General features: G+C 45.7%; 13 protein-coding genes and 1 pseudogene. 4 read left to right on the top strand and 10 right to left on the bottom strand.

The genetic code is table 11. The annotated features are described in order from the left end of the window. The first annotated feature begins 265 nt into the window (after positions 1 to 265). Positions 266 to 1,240, top strand: coding sequence for a LysR family transcriptional regulator (locus HUB64_RS12680; RefSeq protein ID WP_028760582.1), 975 nt, complete (start codon positions 266 to 268; stop codon positions 1,238 to 1,240). A 477-nt stretch (positions 1,241 to 1,717) separates the two neighbouring features. Continuing rightward, positions 1,718 to 4,015: pseudogene (locus tag HUB64_RS12675) on the top strand (OmcA/MtrC family decaheme c-type cytochrome). Positions 4,016 to 4,122: 107 nt separating this feature from the next. Here HUB64_RS12675 and HUB64_RS12670 read toward each other — a convergent pair. The 8 genes from HUB64_RS12670 to HUB64_RS12635 form a co-directional block, all read right to left on the bottom strand. Then, entirely contained in the window at positions 4,123 to 4,806 is a 684-nt protein-coding gene (locus tag HUB64_RS12670) for a DUF2982 domain-containing protein (protein WP_173245811.1), read from the bottom strand. A gap of 57 nt (positions 4,807 to 4,863) precedes the next feature. After that, positions 4,864 to 5,565 (bottom strand): YdcF family protein, encoded by a 702-nt coding sequence (locus HUB64_RS12665; RefSeq protein ID WP_173248661.1) that lies wholly within the window; start codon positions 5,563 to 5,565, stop codon positions 4,864 to 4,866. Positions 5,566 to 5,783: 218 nt separating this feature from the next. Further along, positions 5,784 to 6,701 carry a fructokinase gene (gene mak, locus HUB64_RS12660; RefSeq protein ID WP_173245814.1) on the bottom strand — a complete coding sequence of 306 codons (918 nt, stop codon included), beginning with the start codon at positions 6,699 to 6,701 and terminating at the stop codon, positions 5,784 to 5,786. Between the two features lie 61 nt (positions 6,702 to 6,762). Continuing rightward, positions 6,763 to 7,569 (bottom strand): 3'(2'),5'-bisphosphate nucleotidase CysQ, encoded by an 807-nt coding sequence (cysQ, locus tag HUB64_RS12655; protein WP_173497108.1) that lies wholly within the window; start codon positions 7,567 to 7,569, stop codon positions 6,763 to 6,765. A gap of 356 nt (positions 7,570 to 7,925) precedes the next feature. Next, positions 7,926 to 9,047 carry a dTDP-4-dehydrorhamnose reductase gene (rfbD, locus tag HUB64_RS12650; protein WP_173497107.1) on the bottom strand — a complete coding sequence of 374 codons (1,122 nt, stop codon included), beginning with the start codon at positions 9,045 to 9,047 and terminating at the stop codon, positions 7,926 to 7,928. Between the two features lie 6 nt (positions 9,048 to 9,053). Then, positions 9,054 to 9,818, bottom strand: a complete 765-nt coding sequence (locus tag HUB64_RS12645) for a phosphatase (protein ID WP_028760589.1) — start codon at positions 9,816 to 9,818, stop codon at positions 9,054 to 9,056. Positions 9,819 to 9,868: 50 nt separating this feature from the next. Continuing rightward, complete coding sequence (locus tag HUB64_RS12640) at positions 9,869 to 13,093, bottom strand: DEAD/DEAH box helicase (RefSeq protein WP_173497106.1); 3,225 nt, start codon at positions 13,091 to 13,093, stop codon at positions 9,869 to 9,871. A 263-nt stretch (positions 13,094 to 13,356) separates the two neighbouring features. After that, positions 13,357 to 15,231, bottom strand: a complete 1,875-nt coding sequence (locus HUB64_RS12635) for a DUF885 family protein (RefSeq protein WP_254451414.1) — start codon at positions 15,229 to 15,231, stop codon at positions 13,357 to 13,359. Positions 15,232 to 15,797: 566 nt separating this feature from the next. Here HUB64_RS12635 and HUB64_RS12630 point away from each other — a divergent pair. Next, entirely contained in the window at positions 15,798 to 16,007 is a 210-nt protein-coding gene (locus HUB64_RS12630; RefSeq protein ID WP_006080998.1) for a cold-shock protein, read from the top strand. A 110-nt stretch (positions 16,008 to 16,117) separates the two neighbouring features. On the opposite strand, the gene HUB64_RS12625 is transcribed toward HUB64_RS12630, so the two are convergent. Beyond that, complete coding sequence (locus tag HUB64_RS12625; RefSeq protein ID WP_173497105.1) at positions 16,118 to 18,064, bottom strand: monovalent cation:proton antiporter family protein; 1,947 nt, start codon at positions 18,062 to 18,064, stop codon at positions 16,118 to 16,120. A 171-nt stretch (positions 18,065 to 18,235) separates the two neighbouring features. On the opposite strand from HUB64_RS12625, the gene HUB64_RS12620 reads away from it, so the two are divergent. Then, positions 18,236 to 19,126, top strand: coding sequence for a GGDEF domain-containing protein (locus tag HUB64_RS12620; protein ID WP_173245828.1), 891 nt, complete (start codon positions 18,236 to 18,238; stop codon positions 19,124 to 19,126). Between the two features lie 140 nt (positions 19,127 to 19,266). Here the strand turns inward: HUB64_RS12620 and tilS are convergent, their stop codons facing one another. Continuing rightward, positions 19,267 to 20,706 (bottom strand): tRNA lysidine(34) synthetase TilS, encoded by a 1,440-nt coding sequence (tilS, locus tag HUB64_RS12615; protein ID WP_173497104.1) that lies wholly within the window; start codon positions 20,704 to 20,706, stop codon positions 19,267 to 19,269. Between the last annotated feature and the right edge of the window lie 34 nt (positions 20,707 to 20,740).

Genomic DNA, 20,740 nt, shown 5'->3' with positions numbered 1-20,740 from the left:
TCACTCTTTTAGCTCAATCATTCCTTATCGCTCGATGTTAAACATAGCGCCTACTCACCTAACTCCCCCCAACGCTCCTCTTTACAATGGTTAAATAATTGTTATTTTGCCGAGAGGGATCACAGTTAATCCGCATGCTGAATGTTAATCTTAGTAGTTAGTACCCATGATATTTGATCGCGGTGGTTCGGGTAATCGCAAGGACACAGAACTCCCCTAATAGCACCGCAAAAACATTTAAGACTCATACAGGGCAAAATACAAAATGAGCAACTTATTACTAAAACAGATCTGTGAACTCGATGTTTTTACCTTGCTTGTATTTAAAAGTATTTTCGACACTGGGCACGCAAATAGCGCGGCCAAAGCGCTAGATGTTTCTGCCCCCAAAATAAGCCGCTGCCTCAATGCATTACGCCTAACCTTTAATGATGAACTATTTTATCGTCGTCAACAGGGGCTTAAACCGACGCCTTTAGCAGAAAGTCTCTATGTTGCTATTTGCCAGTTTACTGAATCGGTTTATCACCTCGAACAATCTGCAATCCAGATACAAAATGCGGCCATCAATACCGACTTACCGCTGCATATCGCTGCTTGTAATGGCCTGCTAAGCTTTTTAGCGCCTCAGTTAAGCACTCCTGAACTTGCCCAAAAGCTAGGACAAATACGCTTACATAAATGGCAGGAAAATAGCGCTGAGTTGATCCACGCAGGTGCGCTTGATTTTGGGATTACGTTTGAAAGTGCTGAAAATAAAGAATTAAGTTACACCAAACTTGGCTCAATCAATGGCATTTATATCGTTGCAGCCAAGCAACATCCGCTTTGGGACGTTGAGACGAATATTACCTTAGAGCAAATTTGTCGCCATCCGTTTCTATTTCAAGAACTCAAGGGCTTTAACAGTAAAATCGATCCCTTAGAATTATTTTGCCAGCGCCAAGGTATCTTACTGCCTACCGTAGAGAAAGTGATAGACAGGGAAGAATGGTATGCCCATCTATTAACCATGAAGAGTGTGGCTTTTTGTTCTAGCATTGATATGCACACAGTTAAACATATGCCCGGATTACATCTCGAGCGCCTTAGCGACACAGAGCTTAATAGACTCCACGAAACTATGATGGCGCCACATTATTATCTGATTGAGAAACCTGCAATTCATCGGCGTTACAGCCAAAGCCAGTGTGATCTCGTCGTGCGCTCCTTACTTGCCGCACTCGAACCAACACACTAATACAAAAATAGATTACACACTAAGTTCATCAACCTAGCTTACGTCATGGATGTTAAGTGGGTTAAGTGGGTTTACTGGGCTATGGCTTCTATTTATCCAAGGCACAATTCAATCACTTTAAAATGCCATATCGTCCCCCTATCCTCGCCCTCTTATCCCATTGCTTTTGTGCTCAAAACCTTAAGATAACGACTTAAGATTCAGGCTCTCTTAACATCGTTCATTTTGCTTAACCGAAAATGAATTCATCATTTCGGCCTAAGTTTAAAGATTGAAATTGTGATGCACATCATAGGCTAGCAGCTTAATTTCACTATTTAAAATATCAAAATGCAAAGTTTAGAATTACCATTCGCAGGTGTTAAATCATCGTTCACATATCAGATACAAATTTGCAAATACCACTTTATAAGTAGATGAATCCTCCTATATTAGAGGCACTGCACACGCAGTCTTATAGATAGAAAAAGGGACGCGATGATGAAAAACTACAATAAATCTCTACTGGCACTGGCTCTCGTCAGTACCTTAAGTCTTACCGCCTGCGGGGACGGAAGCGATGGTCAAGATGGGGCACCTGGCACACCAGGTACACCCTGAACACCAGGCACTCCCGGAACACCAGGTACACCCGGAGCCCCTGCGGGTTCCTTCGCAACGACAGCTCAATCCATTACAGATCTGGCATTCACGTTAAGTCCTGCTGACATTAAAGTAACCAGCAGTGAAGGCTTCAGTGTTAAATTTACTGTTACGGGTAAAAATGCAGGCAAAGTAGTCCCTTTCAAAGGACTGGATAAAATTGCAATTTATTCTTTAACAGCAAATGAAAACACCTCAGGTACTGGCGCGCCGATTGAGTGGCAAAATAATGCCACGGCAAATGCCGCTGGCACTTCGTTAACTTGTACTCTAAACGGCCTGAACGGAACTAAAAACGCTTGTACTTTAACCGAAGATACAGCGACGCCAGGCACTTACACAGCAACTTGGACTTATGGTGGCGCAGCGCCAATCATTAATCCAAATGATAATCCAAACGCAGTACACAGAGTCTTTTTACGTGCTTACAACATCGCCGATAGTACTGGTGTAGTCCTATCTGACAAGATTTTGTCTGTACCCGTTGATTTTATCCCTGCAACAGATGAATTAGGTGTATCGGGTAAAGACACAGTATCTAGTGCGGCATGTAAAAACTGTCACGGTGAAGTAGACGGCCATATCGCGAAGATTGAAGCCCACCATAACTACCAAGATGTTAAAAACTGCGTAACTTGCCATAACCCTGATCTCGTTCCAAGTGACGCACAACTGGCCGAAGGTTGGGTATTTGATTTTGCTCCCATGATCCACAGGATCCACGCAGGTCATCACATCAGTGACAGCTTAAGTGGCGAAGCAAAAGAATATTTCGGTGAAGTTGGTTTCCCATCTGATTTGAAAGAATGTAAATCTTGTCATGACGGTGCACCAAGTTATAACACCAATATTTATGCACAAGCTTGTGTGGGTTGTCATATCAATGTGAACTTCACCACTGGCGAAAACCATTCAGAATTTGGTTTAGCCCAAGCTGATGATACTCAATGTAAATCTTGCCATGGCAGCGGTAGCTTAACACCTGAAGCTGTACACAGTGTCGGTAAACGCGCTGAGTATGCAAGCCTATTCAAAGTTGACTTTACCAGTGCTGCAGTAGTGACTTCAGCAGCACCTGGAATGAAAACATTGACATTAAAAGCCAATGTGACCATGAATGGCGCTGCAATTCCTAACGGAACCGATTTAAAAGTGTATAACGCGACAACTAACCCTACTGGTATGTTTGTGGCTAACGGCTTATTACTGGGTAACGTAACTACTGATGGTACTGTTTATGCTTGGAGAGATGTCAAACCAACAGCAATCGCTCTTAAGCTTGAAAATGGTACGCTGGCCGATGGTGTATTAACCTTCGTAAAAGATATTCCCGATGCCCAAGCTGTAGGTACTATCTACGTCAGTTCAGAAGCCAACGTCTGTATCAAAGCAGGTAAAGTGAGTAGCTGTAATGCCACAGGACTTGAATTTGGCCCAACAAATCCAATTGGTAACACTGCTCCTGTTAAATTCTATAGCTTAGATGCTTCTGCAGTAGTTAAAGCTCGAATGACAGATCCTGCTCGAATTACCGTAGAAGAAGCAAAATGTAACGCCTGTCACGGCACCTTAGATTATATCAAGGGCACCAGACACGGAACTTACACTTTTGATCAATGTATGAACTGTCACAACGATACAACGGGTGCATCAGGCCATAAAACAGTGGTTTCTAAAGGTGAAGACGGTAGCAAAGTCATTAATCCAGAAGTCACTTTCAATAACAAAGACTTATTCACCGTCGCTCACCGTTTCCACAGTGGTAACTTTGATGTTATCGCAGGGATCTTCCGCGATGCCAATGGTGAATTAGTCGGTTATCCATCACCAGAAACTGCATGTTCTGCATGTCACAAAGATGATGCAAAACTGTTTGCGACTGACGGTGGTTTAGCCTCTGAGAAACGTTCAATCAAAGTGGGTAGCAACTACATTAGCCCAGTAGCTGAATCATGCCGTAGCTGTCACGCTCACTCTGATGCAGCGGCTGTCGCTCACTTTAGAAGTAACGGTGCTGTGGTTGAAGCTGACGCAATGACAGATCCTAACTTACCAGTAGAATCTTGCGCAACTTGTCATGCTGAAGGTAAAACCTACGGTGTAGATAAGGTACACGCAGAGGTAGCACACTAGTACCTTTGGGTTGCCCCTGCACAACCCAAACTTTAATCTCTGCAACTCATTGGGGACCCTAGGGTCCCCTTTTTTATTGCTGATGATCTTCAATTGAGATTGTAGACTTAACCAGCTGAGCGGCTACATTGCGCGATACGTTGTCTAAGTAACTTGATAAAGTCCTTAGGTTCCCTATCTAAACTGTCATGGGGAATATACAAGTGATACCCTAAACGCGTATCTAACATCACGCAGCGATGCCCAAACATAGCTAATACGCCACGATAGCGATCCCCTTCTATCACTAAAGGGCCAAACTCAGCGCCGAGATAAGTTTCTAAAGTCGCTAAGTCTGCATCTTGAGAGGCGGCTGTCACCAGCAAAGGTCGCTGTTCAGTTAATAATCCTGTTGCTAGACGCAGGGAAATATTATCGAGAATGGGATTTAAATGTTTCAGTTTAATGCCTAAATAAGATAACTCTATAGTATCTAAACCATTAGTTACCCGCGGAATATCGACCCGCTGAATATTATTCCAATCGATAGACACTTTGCCGCGGCGATGAAAATAGGTCAGCCCCTTGTCATCTAATGCTAGAGTCGTTTCCGGCTCATACACCTTGGCTAAACCGAGAATTAATGAAATCGCGCCCAAACTAAAAAACATCAAACCGACAGCAAACAAGGCCGGCCACGTCAGAAACAGTCCCAAACCCAGCACCAGACTTAAGCCTCCCAGCCAAGTTAAGGTTAACCCATTTCGTTTCGATAAAGGACGCACTGATACTATTTCTGACTCAATTGTCATTGTTCATCTTCCTGTTAAAACTCACTATCTTTAGACTGAACTCGGCAAACTACACCTTTAACTGACGGCCTTTATCCATAACCACAAACGGCCAATGTATTCGTGAATCGCCCGTTGAGAAGCCACTAAATTATCGGCGGTTAACCGCCACCAAAAATCATCTCGGCCAATAAAATCCGTTGGAGCAGCATCGGGGTGTAAGCCTTTAGCGGCGAAAATAGCCATCGCTCTTGGCATATGAGTGGCCGATGTGACTAAGCGAAAGGGCTCCTCCCCTAACTCCCACTTTAAGTATTGCGCTTCTTCTATCGTATCGCGCGCCAGTGGAAATTGAATAATTCGGCTTTTATCAACACTTAGCTCTACCGCGGCTTTAGCCATCATTTCAGCATGGGAAAATTGAGTGAGTTCACCGCCCCAGCCGCTGACAATCAACATACACTCTTGACCCAACTTAAGTTGCCGAATGCCTTCAGTTAACCTTGTAAGGGCGACGTCTGATAAGGATTGCACCGCAGTCGCTCCTACTATATCAGCATGCCCTGAACCTAATACCATCACAAAACAAGCGCCTGCGATGGGCGAGGAATTAATCGGGTAAGCTGATTCTAATGGCCGCACTAAGGTATTCACACTCAGTTGACTGCTTAAAAACAGTAAGAGAAAAAAAGCGCAGGATACTAAGTATTTCGCCATACTGCGACGGCGCCATACTAGAAAAGAAATCAGTAATAACAATAGGATAAAGGGAATCGGCATTATCCCCTGTGAAACAACTTTCTTAACCCAAAACATGATGTCCATGCCAAGCAATCCAAAGGAGCGCAATCATAGCATCAAAATACGGGGGGAATACATCGCACATAAAGCTAGCCCAGCGTTTTACTGGGCTATTATTTACAAGACTCTGATATCACTAGACGTTGATTTCATAGCGTAATGAGTTCACTGGTTGAGTTTATATCTTCAATAATGGATCACTTTTCCCACAACCAAGCGGCACCGCGCACACCCGATGAACAACCGTATAGATTCTGCACCACAGGCGTATGACACTCACGCCCCACCACATAATGGGCCAGCAATGCTGGTAATCTTGGGTAAATCGCCGCGACATTCGACATTCCGCCGCCCAACACTATGGCATCGGGATCGAGCATATTGATCACATGGGCGAGTGAACGAGCGAGTCTATCCATATAACGATCAAACGCAGCAACCGCAATGGCGTCACCTCCATCGACTAACAACATAATATCGGCACCTGATTTGGCAGGAGCACGCACTGTACCTGCTGCCGTCAAAGCCGCATTATAATCACGCACAAAGCCAGTGCCAGAGATAAAGGTCTCGATACAATCGGGATTGCCACAGAAACATCGGGTGGTATTGAACTCTTCCTTGGTCATCCAAGGCAAAGGATTATGACCCCATTCACCGCCGATACCATTACCACCACCGTGAACTTTGCCGTTAATTGCCACACCCGCGCCACAACCAGTACCAATAATCACGCCAAACACCACAGAAGCGCCAGCGGCTGCCCCATCGACCGCCTCTGATACCGCAAAACAGTTTGCATCATTGGCAACCCGCACTTCACGCTGCAACAATTCCCCTAAATGTACATCGAGGGGCTGACCATTGATCCACGTCGAGTTAGCATTTTTGACTAAACCTGAATAGGGCGATACCACACCTGGAATACCCACGCCGACAGTGCCTTTCTCGCCAAGAGTCGCTTCCGCTTCCTTAACTAAATCAACCACCGCAGCAAGCGTGCCCTGATAGTCACGTGGCGTCGTCACACGTTTGCGAAATAGCTCATTGCCCTCATCACTCAGTGCGACTAATTCTATTTTTGTTCCGCCTAAATCGACGCCCATGCGCATCATGAATTACTACTCCAGTGTTTAGCTTACCCTTTCATCAAGTGATATTGGTGAAAGGCAATCGTTATTTTACCCAGCCAGGAGCTGTGGCAATAAAGTAAGGGTTTAAAATGTCAGGTTTTTGATTATAAGTTAATGGTTCACCTGAGTCATAACAGACAACTGTGCCGCCTGCACTTTCGAGCACAGCTTGCGCCGCCGCAGTATCCCATTCGCTGGTTGGGCCAAGTCTGGGGTACAGATCGGCATTGCCTTCAGCCAACATACAAAACTTAAGCGAGCTACCCACGCTTAAGATGTCATGCTCACCAAACTGTTGTAAATATTGCGCTAAGCCTGGGCTCAAGTGCGAGCGACTGCCGACAATCATCGGCATTTCGCGTGGCGTGTTGGCGCCCAATAAGGGACTCTCTTGACCCGCTTGTTGGCGCCACGCACCTAAATGTTTAGCGCCGTAATAATACGTATCGAGCACAGGCGCATATACTACACCTGCGATAGCAACCCCTTGATGGATAAGCGCAATATTGACGGTAAACTCGCCATTGCGTTTAATAAATTCCTTAGTGCCATCTAAAGGATCAATCAACCAATAGGTTTGCCATTGACGACGCACGTCCCACGCGATATCCGCCGCTTCCTCAGACATAATAGGAATACCGACAAACTGCTTTGCCAATGCCGCCACTATCACGTGGTGCGCGGCTAAATCGGCGGCCGTCACAGGGCTATCGTCCCCCTTATGGCTCACCGAAAAGTCATCTTGACCATAAACCGTCATGATGGCATCGCCCGCCGCTTTGGCAATCGCGACCACTTGCTGTAGATCTTGTTTGGTCAATGTCTGCGCTATTGTCGTCTTGTCTGTCACTGAAACTTCCTTAATGCATTAAATATCTTGGCATTATGCCATTGTCATCCAAGGGGAATTTAGAACAAATTCATCATACATCAAGCAAAATAGACTAAGACTCGCAGCTTAAACCGCGGTGCACAAAACCACAGATACACAAAGTGATTACGATACTAAGGTAAGCCATTGGCGCTGAGAAGAGGCTTAAGTCCAGCTGCATTCGTATTCACAGCCTATGTTTTCATATTGATAGTCTAAAGCCGTCGCTTAAATCTGATTATTGGCGAGCTTATTGTTTTCGAAAGTGTTAATCACTGTATGACGTAAACGCTTAACGCCTGATTAAAGCTGCCTAAACCCAAATGTGAGTCACGCTAATTATCGTCATGATAGCGTCGCAACATGCAATTCAGTTGCTGACGCCAATCTTGCCATACGACGTTATCAGGCATAGACAGTGCGGTATTGACAGCCAAAGCGGACTGCACTTTGGCACTATTCAACACGCTATAACTCGGTCTTTTTGCCAAACTCACGCCGCGATTCAATGCTTGTTTAGCATAGTGAGCGCTGGTAATCGGCTGGATAACCACAGGTTGACTTAACAGATTGAACGCTAGGGCTTGTCGCTGGATTTCACAGGCAAATTCATACCAACTGCATTGGCCTTGGGCGCTGTAATGAAATACGCCCGAGCACTGTTGCATGACTAATTGCCAAATCACCTTAGCGAGTGCATCACTCCACGTCGGACAGCCGATTTGATCGACTATCACCTCCAAGCTTGGTTGAGTGCGCATCAAGTTCAGCATGGTTTGGACAAAATTATGCCCATCTTGACCGTAGAGCCATGAGGTACGCACAATCGCTGCGCGCTCCCCCAAGATGGCCAATACCTTCTGCTCACCGAGCAACTTACTCGTACCGTAAGCTGACAACGGCTCGGGAGCATCAAGTTCAACAAATGGCCTTGGTAAATGATTTGAAGCTGAGTCTGGATTTTGATACTGCTCAACGCCAGTTTCTCTAACATCACGAACAGCATGACCACCAAACACATAATCGCTCGACACATGCAGTATGCGCGCCCCCGACAGCCAACATTGCTGAGCCAGTAACTCAGGGCCGAGTGTATTCACGCCATTCGCTTCGATTGCATCATGCTCAGCAGCATCCACTGCATTATAGGCCGCACAATTGATCACCCAGCTTGGTCGATATTGAGTAAACACGGCAGCAATATTGGCGGCATCGGTAATGTCTAACTGACTACGACTTAGCGCATAAAGCTTAAGTGGTGCGACTGAGTTTGCACTTGTACTTGTACTTGTGCAGGTATTTGGGGCTAGCTCACCAATATCGGCAGCGACTCTCAGCAAGGCCTGAGCGAGCTGACTCTTCGCACCAGTGATTAACACCACTTGAGGAGTGTTAGCGTCTGTGGCACTCGCCGCCCCGCATTGAAGTGGCGTCACTTTAGTTGCCACTATTTTCATCACTAATCAACAGCATGGCTCATCGTCACTGAATAAGGGGATCAAATCAGCAACGGTTTCATGGCCACGGGCGGCTAAAAAGGCTAAGAGTGCTGAAGGACTACGATTGAGTAATCGTGATGGCGGATAAGCCACTTCATCGATAATCGCTTGCGCCCGCGCAAAACCGCCTAAGCTAAAAGCCACATGGGAATCAGAGCCCATAACTAAAATCGTGCCAAATTCCTTGGCCGCTTTGGCAATCGCAGTGCAATTGGCTTCGCTGCCCTTACGGGACACTTCAAAGGAGGAATTGTTAATTTCGAGCGCCACACCGTATTCAGCAGCGGCGCGGGCAACGGCTTCAATATCAATTGGATAGGCGGGGTTTCCCGGATGAGTAATGATATCAACCTTGCCGCTCTTAATCGCATTAATCATGGCCTCTGTGTGAGTCGCTTTATCTGACGGAGGATAGACGGGCTCATGAAATCCTGCGAGCACAATATCGAGCTGCTTTAAATAATCACCAAAGAAATCAATCTCGCCGTCGATATTTTTGATATTGGCTTCGATACCCCGCAAAATCCCGACGCCATCAACCATACGTGGCAAAACTCTTAAATTCACAAAGTGCCAAAAATGCGGTGCATCGGCCATCGCAGGCCCATGATCTGTGGTAGCAAATAGGCGAATCCCCTTCTGCTTTGCCACCGCTAAGTAGTCATGAATCGTGCTATAAGCATGGCTCGAAGCCACAGTATGGGTATGAGTGTCGACTTGGTACTGCATGGTTCACCTCAGTCAAATGATTCAATCAATTTAGAAAAACTGGCCACGATTTAGCTAAAGAGCGATAACAGTTCATCGGCGCTTCCTTGCCATGTGCCCTTGCCTTTACCTTCGAGAATACTGTCCGCCAGACTTTGCTTATGCTGCTGCATTTCTTGGATTTTTTCTTCTACTGTACCTTCAGCAATCAGCTTATAGACAAACACGGGCTTATCTTGGCCGATACGATGGGCTCTATCCGTAGCCTGTTTTTCCGCCGCCGGATTCCACCAGGGATCATAGTGGATCACAGTATCCGCCGCGGTGAGATTGAGCCCAGTGCCGCCCGCTTTTAAGCTGATTAAGAACACTGGCGTATCGCCCTCTTGGAACTTATCTATCTGCGCTTGGCGCAGGCGAGTTTGTCCGGTGAGTTTACTGTAATCGAGCCCCAGGTCCACCAACTCTGCTTCAATCAGGCTGAGCATGCTAGTGAACTGGCTGAAAATCAATATCTTACGCCCCTCTTGCACCATTTCTGGTAAGTTCTGTTTCAGCCAGTCTAACTTAGCATTATTCTTCACTTTCTGCGCTTGCTCTAACTTCACCAAGCGCGGATCGCAGCAGGCTTGGCGTAGCTTAAGTAAGGCATCGAGAAACTCGATATGACTGCTACCAACGCCTTGAGTGGCAAATAAATCCCGCAGTTTTTTCTCCATCACCAGTCGAATACTCTCGTAGAGATTACGCTGATCTTTTTCTAACTCTAAACTCTGGTAAATTTCGGTTTTAGGGGGTAATTCACCGACCACTTCATCTTTGGTTCGACGCAACACAAAAGGCGCAATCCGCTGACTCAAGATTTGCGCTTGCTCCATATCGCCATAACGTTCGATTTTGTGCCTAAAGGATTTGTTAAAGAAGGCATTAGTACCAAGTAGTCCGGGCAAACTAAAATCCATCAAGGACTTAAGTTCGCCTAAGTGATTTTCAAGCGGTGTTCCCGACAGGCACAATCTAAACGGCGCTTTAAGATCTTTAATCACTTGAGTCACTTTCGCCTGCGCATTTTTAATCTGCTGCGCTTCATCGAGCACGATATGTTCAAACACCTGCTGTTGATAATAGTCACTGTCGCGCACGATCAGCGGATAGGTCGTCACCACAATATCAAACTCATTTAAGCGTTCGAGCAAAGGCTTACGTAAAGCACCATGAATGACGACAAGCTTTAACGAAGGCGCAAATTTCGCGGCTTCTTTCGCCCAATTACCCACTAAGCTCGTTGGGCAAATAATTAAACTCGGTGAACAACTTGCCACCGTGGATTTTAGTTCTTGCTGCTTAAGTAAAAAAGCCAAGGTTTGAATGGTTTTACCCAGCCCCATATCATCGGCTAAAATACCGCCAAGCTGATATTCCTTTAAGAAACAGAGCCAATTCAACCCTTGCTGTTGATACTGACGTAACTCAGCATTTAAGTTGTCTGGGACTGCGACCTCTAACACACCGTTAAAATTTTCGAGCTTAGTCGCTAAACTGCGCACTCGTTCGCCATTAAGCAAACGAATATCACTGTCGGCAAAATCATTTAATAAGTGGGCACGGTATTTAGGCAAAGACACGCTGTTGCCTTTGTGGCTATCGAACAGTTCTAAAATAATGCTGATCAGCGGCTTAATCACGCTGGCTTTGACTTTTAACCAATCACCATTTGGGCTTGGTAACAGCAGTTCTGCATCATCGGCGGGCTCACCGTACTGCTTAAGCCAAGTGGCAATTAAAGGCAACATAGGCACTATTTGACCATCGATATCAGCATTCAGTGACAGAGAAAACCACCCCTCTTGCGTATCATCCAGCTCAATCGCCAGCGGAGTCTCAATGACATTTAAGCTGAAATTGTCGGCAAAATGCACTTGGTAGCCCACCAAGGCCTCCAGGATCGGGATTTCCTGTTGAATAAAGTGCAACCAAGCATCAATCGTTTCAGGCAGTGAACCTAACCCCCAAATACTGACATAGCTGCCACTGTTAGGGATAAAAGAAGGCGCAAGCTCCACCAGTTCCAATGCCATCAAACGATTAATCACATCCATTTCCGCATCGAGTTGACGCGCGACTTGATAGGTTTTGCCTTGATGGGTGACTAAAGACAAGGGCTCGTCGGGATACTGACCGCCGAGCACCACATCTTGATAGATAAACTCCAGCAGCACTAATGGCTGCGCCATAGCAAACTCAGGTAACTCCTGCGAGGTTAAGGTCAACCTAACTTGAAGCGGCACTTGCAGCTCGACAAAATCAATCAAAGCCGGCGTAGGTACCGTTTTCACCGAAAAATGCTTAATCAGTTTGTGGCTCACCAGTTCAATCTGTGAGCTAGGCACTGGCGGCATCTGACTGAGTAATAACAGCTTTTCAACACTGATCTCTGTGTCCAATGCGCCAACTTTAAAATAATCTAAATCGATATAAGTCGGTGGCTCACAGGGGATCAGCTCCCAATTGTCCTTATTGGGCAGCCTTAACTGCATTTGTTTATGCTCGGCATCCTTATCTAGCCAAATGAATTCGGGCTTGCTCGCTTCACCTCGGGTGAGCGGTAAACGGCTCTCCTCCCAAAAACACCGCCCAGTGACGAGCATTTTTTCCAGTGCCATGGCACCTAACTGAGCTTTAAGATACAGACGAGAGGCACCGTGGCGACGAGTTGACATGATGAGATTGATGATGAGCACGTCTTCAGCGCCAATCCAAGCGGGCATGTAATATTGCACGTCGGATAAAGCGATTTTCGAGCCTTTGTTATAGCCACCATTCTTCGCCAACTTGCCTTTTCTTAGCTCAAGAAAGACACCGTTATCATCTTTAGATAACACGTACAGCACGCGATCGTCGTAGAGTAAATCGACATTTGAAACCGTGAGATCATCACTTTCGTCTAGCAGATGTAACCACTGAGCAATACGTTGATCCTCAACGGTTCTATCACTCAGTAAACTGTAAAGTACGGCAGCAATATGTTTGCAATGCCCAGTGGCGGGACATGAACAGAAGCCATTCATGATCAACTTATGGTTCATGCTGACAAGGCGAATATCCTGCCGATAGGGCTGGGATTCCGTCCCCATGACACGACCTTCAATATGACGAAAATCGGCGTTCGCTTTGGCGCTCAACACCCGTCCCTTCATCACATAATCACGGGCACGCATTAAGGTTGGCGGCGTGAATAATGACTCAATCGTGGTTCGAGTCAATTGGATAGGATCTTGGGGGGACAAGCGATTCATGTAAAAACCTTGAAACTAAAAATATCAACTCCGAGCAATAGCAAGCCATTGCCGCGCGACATTTATCAATAAGTTGTGTGGGATTGTATTGAAAGCCTTGGCCGAAAGCCAGAATGATAGCCACGATAGACAGCACCACCATGCCCGCAGGATAAAAATAACAAACTTATCCGCAGACATGGAACTGGCCTTACTTAGATATAAGCAATTGATAAACAATGCTTTACTATTAATAGCCAAGCATTAACTGTTACCGCCAAACGCTAAATTTTCGCTTTAGCGTCAGTGGCTTTAGCCTCAGCCTTTTTTGTATCAGCACTTTTTTTATCAGCAATGTAGCGATCGACTAATGTTTCTAAGATATCCAAAGGAACTGCACCATTCTTCAGAACTACATCGTGGAAATCCCTGAGATCGAACTTATCACCTAAGGCCAACTTGGCTTTTTCGCGCAGTTCGAGAATTTTCATCATACCGACTTTATAAGCTGTCGCTTGACCTGGCATAACGATATAACGCTCAATCTCAGCCGTGACATCACGATCGGACATGCCAGTATTTTTCTTCATATAGTCAATCGCTTGCTCGCGAGTCCAACGGCTATGATGAATACCTGTATCTACCACTAGACGCACAGCGCGGAACAACTCTGCCTGCAAACGACCGATATTATCAAAGGGATCCTTTTGAAAACCGAGCTCCCACGCCAAACGTTCGCTATATAAAGCCCAACCTTCAATGTACGCCGTAAAAGGCGCCATCTTACGAATAAGTGGCATACCTTCTAACTCCATCGCCACCGCAATTTGGAAATGATGCCCAGGGATCCCCTCGTGGTAGGCTAAAGTGCGCATACCGTATTTAGGCGTGGCCTTGATATCATATAAATTGGCATAGAAACGCCCTGGACGACTACCGTCAATCGCGGGCTGCTGATAATAGGCACCCGGTGCTGTTTTCTCTTTAAATTCAGGAATACGCACCACTTCCATGCCCGCTTCGGGTCGAATACGAAAGGCATCACCGAGTCCCGCATTCACTTCATCAAGAATCGCTTGATAATCAACGAGGATTTGCGCCCTACCCGCATCGCTATCCTCGTAGTAAAACTTAGGATCGGCGGCTAATGCTTCAATCGCGACCGAGAAACCTTGGCTTATATCGTAACCTTCAGCGGCTAAAATAGTCATGATTTCATTTTGAATGCGATCTACCTCTGCGAGCCCTTTGGCATGGATTTCATCCGCAGTGTAATTAGTGGTCGTAAAGAACTTCAGCAGTTGCTCATAGGCAAGGGAGCCATTTGGCAGCGCCCAATAACCATCATCCGTCCCAGCTTTGGCTTGTAGCTGGGTAAAATAATCAATAAATAATTGATACGCTGGATGCACGTAACCTTTAATGTCCGCTTCCGCCGCTGCCAATAACCGTGCTTGCTCATCGGCACTGATATCCGTGTCAGCCAATTTAGTTTTGAAGGAACTGTAGAGAATATTGTCTTGCACTGGCGTCGCGACAAAATCATTCATCTCGGTGAGCACCCGCTCAATCACGAACTTAGGCGGAATAATCCCCTTAGCCTCACGAATTTTTAAACCTTCGAGAGTTTGCGCAAACTTAAGTTTCACCTTTTGTAAACGCGACAGATAATTTTCTGCATCGCCCACAGAATGCACTTGGTGCTGCGCCTGCATAAAGCTTGGATACCCGTTTTGCACGCCAAATAACTGATTCAGCGGATAGTTATGGTAACGATACGGCTCAGAGACCAATGCGAAATCGGCAAGATATAGGGCAATATCCTTGGAGATACGTTGATTTTCATCTAAATCCGCATCGGAATAGCTCAATAGGGTTTCACGCAGATCTCGCACTTGCGCGAAAGTCTTATCCATCGCCTCTGGACTATCGTCATCCAACTCGGCGTTATGGCCTGTAATCCCTACCGATTCTAAGAAACCCAATGAGGTTAAGGTCTCAGGGCTTTCGAAAGCCATCTTGACCACACTGCGGTCTAGAAATGCGCGAAAGAAAAACGGCTTTTTCGCAAACCATTCATGGGCGGCCAGCGCCACTAATAACAGCACTAAGACTAAGCTGCCGAGTCCAATCCGTTTTAGTACTGTTTTCAACGTCATTCTCCATTCTTATTATATTCAATCTAAAGTTATCGCCCTGAATCCATAGCTCAAGCACGTTTTTATTGGATGACGAGAATACCATTAACCACAAATAAGCAACAATTCAATAACGTAACGAATCATGACAGAATCCTTACCTAAGCATACAAGCCGCATTTAAACCTAATGGAACGGATTGAAAGGTTAATCGCAAGTCAGTCGTGGCAAACATAAAAAAACTTTTACACTAGATAACAATCAAACATAAAACCTATTGCTTTGAATATTAAGAGTTATATCTAATTCCGCACTCAATAAGTCGCAAAAAAGCAGTTTCAATATGAGAAGTATTTAAAAATAAAACTATACAAACCCCTAGAGTATGTTAATCTGCACTCCGGCCTGTGATTCAGACCTATTTATAAGCAATATTATGTATTTGAAAACCTTCGCTACGCCTGTAATATTTTTTTTGCTGTCATGAAGCTTTCCACTCATAACTTATCATCAATGTAAATAATTCTATTTCTGGCTAACATACCGCATAATTGCGAATTATTTGTTTGAAAATTTTGGAGACATTCATGTCTAAAACTACTGGTGTAGTTAAATGGTTTAACGAAGATAAAGGTTTTGGTTTTATTTCTCCTGACAATGGTGGCGCTGACGCATTCGTTCATTTCCGCGCAATCGTTTCAGAAGGCTTTAAAACTCTTGCTGAAGGTCAAAAGGTTTCTTTTGACATCGAACAAGGCCAAAAAGGTCCTCAAGCTGCGAACGTAGTTATTCTGTAATTAGACTTTGTCTAATTTAAGTTAACAAGTTCCAGACAAAAATGCCGACACTATGTCGGCATTTTTATATCTGCATTTTCATCCATCTCAAAAGAGTGACCCTCAGGCCTTTAGCCATGTAGGAGCTTAGCCTCAGCTTTCTCAATTCGTCGTGGTTTACCCACTATCAGTAAGATATCCCCTGCACGAAAAACCCAGTCCTGCTCAGGATGTTCCACTTCAGCGCCATTGCGACGAATCGCCCTTAGCTCTACTTTCAGTGTTTCCCACAGGATATCGGCAACAGTTTTACCAATCGCATCAGCCCCACGCGGTAATGCCACCGCATGCAATGACTCTAAAGTAAAATCAGTTTCTGTGCCGGAAAAGAAGCCGTGTAAAAATTGATAATGATTGCGCCGCTCAGATTCTAGCCGTTTTAGGATCCGTGCCAATGGCACACCACATTGGTGTAGTACCTGCGATACTAACATCAAGCTCCCCTCTAAAGACTCAGGGATCACTTGATTAGCTCCAGCCTTTTTAAGCAAGTCTAGATCACTGTCGTCTTTGGTTCTAACTAAAATTTTAGCCTCTGGTGCCAATAACTTACATAAAGGTAAGACTTCTTCTAAACTACGTGACTCACAAAAAGTGATAACGATCATCTTGGCCTGTTTAACACCCATTTGTTTTAAAATTGCCCGTTTACACACATCACCGAAATAAATAGGTTCGCCAGCACGACGCGCTTCAGTGACGCGCGTTGGATCGAGATCCAATACCAGATAGGGTACAGCTTCAGTTTTTAAAAAACGGGCAATGGTTTGTCCTACTCGGCCGTAACCAAAAATCATCACCAGCTCATGATCATCCATCATCAATGGCACAGCTTCATCCACATGCTTTGCCTGACGGATCCCCAGCGCCCATTTAGCAATATCCACACTATGACGAACTAACCAAGGAGCTATTGCCATGGAAAGCACGGCGACCATGACTAATATGGTACTGATCTCATTATTTAAAAGTTGATAGTTGACCGCTAAAGCCAATACCACAAAACTGAACTCCCCCACTTGAGCTAAGCTCATAGCCGTACTCATCGCAATTCTAAAAGGCTCGCCTACTAATCTTAAAATGCCATGAATGATCAGCGCCTTACCTAGCACAACCGCCACTAAGATCAGCAGTATCTGCCACCAGAAACGCATCACTAAGGTAAAGTCCAGCATCATGCCAATGGAGATGAAAAACAGCCCCATCAATAGATCACGAAACGGTCGTATATCCGCCTCAAGTTGGCGGCGGTACTGGCTTTCTCCCAGCAGCATACCTGCCATAAATGCCCCCAGCGCCATAGATAATCCTAGCCACTGAGTAAAAGCCCCTGTGACAAGCGCAACGACTAAGGTCGATAATACAAACAGCTCATTGGAGCGAGAACGCGCAACCTCATCAAATATCCGCGGCAATGCCCACTTACCAAACGCCATTAAGAGGAAAAAGGCCAATATGCCTTTGAGCAAGGCAAAGGCGATATCCGCGACCATCAAAGGTTCGCCGCCATTGGCCAGTAATGGCAATAGGATCAACAACGGCACAACCGCTAAATCTTGGAACAAAAGCACGCTGACGGAGAGTTCGCCATGGCGGCGCCTCAGCCATCCCTGTTCATTGAGTAATTTAAGGACTATAGCAGTAGATGACAACGCGATGGCTGCACCGATAACCAAGGCTTCAACCCAATTCAGGCCGCACAATAGGGCAACGCCCATGGTCAACAAGGTCGTTATCACCATCTGTGCACTGCCTAAGCCAAATACGGTCCGGCGCATGGCCCACAGCCGCGGCACAGAGAACTCTAAGCCTAAGGTAAACATCAGCAGCACAACGCCAAGTTCGGCGACAGATTGCATTTGATGCTGGGTAAACCAGTGAAAACCACTCGGGCCACTCACGACCCCTGTGAGTAAATAAGCCAGAATTGCGGGTAGGCCCAAACGGCGCAGCACAGCAATGGCCACAATGGCAATCACGAGCATAAGTAATACTTGGATTAAAAAGCTATGTTCCATTGGGCGCTATGACTCCTGTCAAAATGCTGACGTGTCAAAAAATCTAACTCTCAGTTTTAAGCTTAACTGAATGACTAACAAAGACAAATTTTATTAACAAATATTGCGGCACGGTATTTGCTTAGACTAGGTTAGAGATGTATCGCACTAACATTTGCTGGAGTGATGATTATGGACTTTGGCCTAGCGACCGAGCTGTATCCCGACGAATATCGCTATCAAACAGAACATTACAGTCCCAATGATAATACATTGGACTTAATACAAGTGATCCAACAACTGCACGCCAGTTTAGATCCTAGGACAGTCTTTGCCTGCTATGGCAAAGTGCTGGGACAACACTTGCCGATCCAAGGCGTGCGCTTAACCTATGGTGAGCACAAATTCAGCTGGGGCAAACGTTATGGTATCAGCGTCAAACGACAGCTCATGTGTGCAGGAATGCCATTAACGATTCAGTACCAACTGGTGACGCCATTTACGCCATCACAAACCTCAAACTTACAGGATATTGAACCGCTGTTATTGCAACCTTTATTAAATGCGTTGCAATATCAAGAAATGTCGATGCAAGCTATGTTTGACTCGCTCACTGGCTTAGGCAATCGCCATTATTACAGTCAGAGTCTCAGTAATGCGACCGCAAGAGCCCATCGAAAACAAGGAGCAGTCGCTCTCATAGTGCTCGATCTTGATAACTTTAAACAACTTAATGATAAATTCGGCCATAAATGTGGTGACTATATTCTGAAGGAATTTGGTGACATCATTCGTGCAACCATACGCAACACAGATCAAGCCTTCCGGATTGGTGGTGATGAATTCGTCATTATTGTCCAAGGCAATATTCATGCGGCTGGCTTGTTATGTGAACGGATTGTCTCGGTAATCAATCAGCACAGTAGTTTCAATCAATTTGGGGTGAGCTGTAGTTTAGGGGCGGCAGAATCACACGATACCATTGAAGCCGAACAACTTTATGAACTTGCCGATAAGGCGCTTTATCAAGCCAAAGCCGCCGGACGTAACTGCTATAAACTCAGCCAAAATCAATTGGTTTAACACGCGCAGGGATGCCAAATGAAATGCGATAACTCACTCGCAGCGCGTACCCCATAAAGGTCTAAATCAAACTGACGCGCTGCGTTCCACTCTCCTCTCGCTTTCCTAGAACACACCAATATTCCAAGATTGACTCTCGACTAGAATTCCTTTGCTTCCTCAACAAACACCTGTAAACCAAGTCCATTCGACTCAACAATAAAGCCCTTTTCAACCCACAGTCCAATTGCCATCACCAGTTGCTTGCCATAAAACACAAACCCCACCTTTTCGCGTACCCAAGGCGGAATGGCAAACTCTTGCCACAGTTTCTTTAATTCTCGCCCCTTACCCCGAGAATGCGGGTGGCAGCGAAATTGCCCCGCAAGTTGATAACGCACACTAATGACTTCATCAGGCCAAGGTAAACGGACTCTGGGACCTTGTTTTGTCACTATCAGCCTAATCTGCTCACCATTCGCTAAGCCCGCAGGCGACACGACTAATTCGGTACTATTTCCCTGTAATAAAGAAATAAAGTCATGCTGTGGCAAGGTCCAACTCACAGGCTGAGTGTGACGTTTGTGAGTTTGATTCTTGAATAAATAGACTTGATTAGCAAAGCGACGGATTTCACACTCACCCACTCGAATATGCACTTTAGCATCGTCTTTCGCGTTAAGAAGCTGAGTGATGATTTGCTTAAGCTGCACCTTTGAGGGCAAAGCAAAACCTTGGGATTCAATAAAACCCCGCAAGAGTAACGCTTGCCAGTCGGCTGACTGTTCGGCAAAACCATCGAGCTTGAATACACTTTGAGTATGGTAAGGCGCTTGGGTTAACCATAAAGGTAAACGTTCACTCACCTGTAAATCCAGCGTCGCCTGTTGCTCGGCGCACAATGCCGCACTTCGACTCGCAGTTGTCGCAATACTCGGCCAACGCGCTTTTAAGCGGGGAATGATTTCTAAGCGTAAAAAATTTCGATCGTACTTATCGTCTTGATTACTTTCATCTTCGATATGCACTAAGCCCTGCTGTTTTGCGTAGGCTTCAATCTGCTCACGGCTGATATCCAATAACGGCCGCAATTGTTTGCCTTGTGCTAATGCTTGTACTTGCCCCATGGCCGCCAGCCCTTTCGGGCCTTGACCACGTTTGAGCGCCAGCAGAATAGTTTCGAGCTGATCGTCTTCATGGTGAGCTGTCAATAACACATCATTTTCGCTTAAATGCCGTTCAATCGCTTGATAACGGACTTTTCGAGCTTCGGCTTCAAGGCTCAATCTTGGTCCACGATTAACCGCGACTCGCTCAACCGTCACGGGCAGGTCGTAATACTGGCCCCGCTCAAGGCAATGCTGTGCCCAAGCCTCAGCGTTATCGCTTAGGCCATGGTGTACATACACTAGCTGATAATTAAACTCCGGATGTTGCCGTGCAAACTGGCTTAAACCAAAGGCCAAGACTTCGGAATCAACCCCACCACTGTAAGCCAGTACTAACTTGCTGTCAGGCGCTAAGGATTGCGCAGCCAAAAAATCACAGATATGCGCGCTGAGATCGCCAGCAGTCAATGCTTCGTCAAACTTAGCCGACATAAGTTAACTTCATCTGTTTACACCTAAGACATTC

The sequence above is a fragment of the Shewanella sp. ISTPL2 genome (genome assembly GCF_013283205.1).
GTDB classification, from domain to species: Bacteria; Pseudomonadota; Gammaproteobacteria; order Enterobacterales; family Shewanellaceae; genus Shewanella; species Shewanella oncorhynchi.
The sequence above is the reverse complement of the archived record's forward strand: the minus strand, read 5'-3'. Positions and strand labels throughout refer to the sequence as shown.

Coding starts and splice junctions, on each gene's coding strand:
- HUB64_RS12625 (WP_173497105.1), bottom strand. CDS start 18,064: ATGGAACATAGCTTTTTAATCCAAGTATTACTTATGCTCGTGATTGCC.
- tilS (WP_173497104.1), bottom strand. CDS start 20,706: ATGTCGGCTAAGTTTGACGAAGCATTGACTGCTGGCGATCTCAGCGCG.
- HUB64_RS12635 (WP_254451414.1), bottom strand. CDS start 15,231: ATGACGTTGAAAACAGTACTAAAACGGATTGGACTCGGCAGCTTAGTC.
- HUB64_RS12640 (WP_173497106.1), bottom strand. CDS start 13,093: ATGAATCGCTTGTCCCCCCAAGATCCTATCCAATTGACTCGAACCACG.
- mak (WP_173245814.1), bottom strand. CDS start 6,701: ATGATGCGCATGGGCGTCGATTTAGGCGGAACAAAAATAGAATTAGTC.
- HUB64_RS12620 (WP_173245828.1), top strand. CDS start 18,236: ATGGACTTTGGCCTAGCGACCGAGCTGTATCCCGACGAATATCGCTAT.
- HUB64_RS12670 (WP_173245811.1), bottom strand. CDS start 4,806: ATGACAATTGAGTCAGAAATAGTATCAGTGCGTCCTTTATCGAAACGA.
- HUB64_RS12630 (WP_006080998.1), top strand. CDS start 15,798: ATGTCTAAAACTACTGGTGTAGTTAAATGGTTTAACGAAGATAAAGGT.
- rfbD (WP_173497107.1), bottom strand. CDS start 9,047: ATGAAAATAGTGGCAACTAAAGTGACGCCACTTCAATGCGGGGCGGCG.
- HUB64_RS12665 (WP_173248661.1), bottom strand. CDS start 5,565: ATGCCGATTCCCTTTATCCTATTGTTATTACTGATTTCTTTTCTAGTA.
- HUB64_RS12680 (WP_028760582.1), top strand. CDS start 266: ATGAGCAACTTATTACTAAAACAGATCTGTGAACTCGATGTTTTTACC.
- HUB64_RS12645 (WP_028760589.1), bottom strand. CDS start 9,818: ATGCAGTACCAAGTCGACACTCATACCCATACTGTGGCTTCGAGCCAT.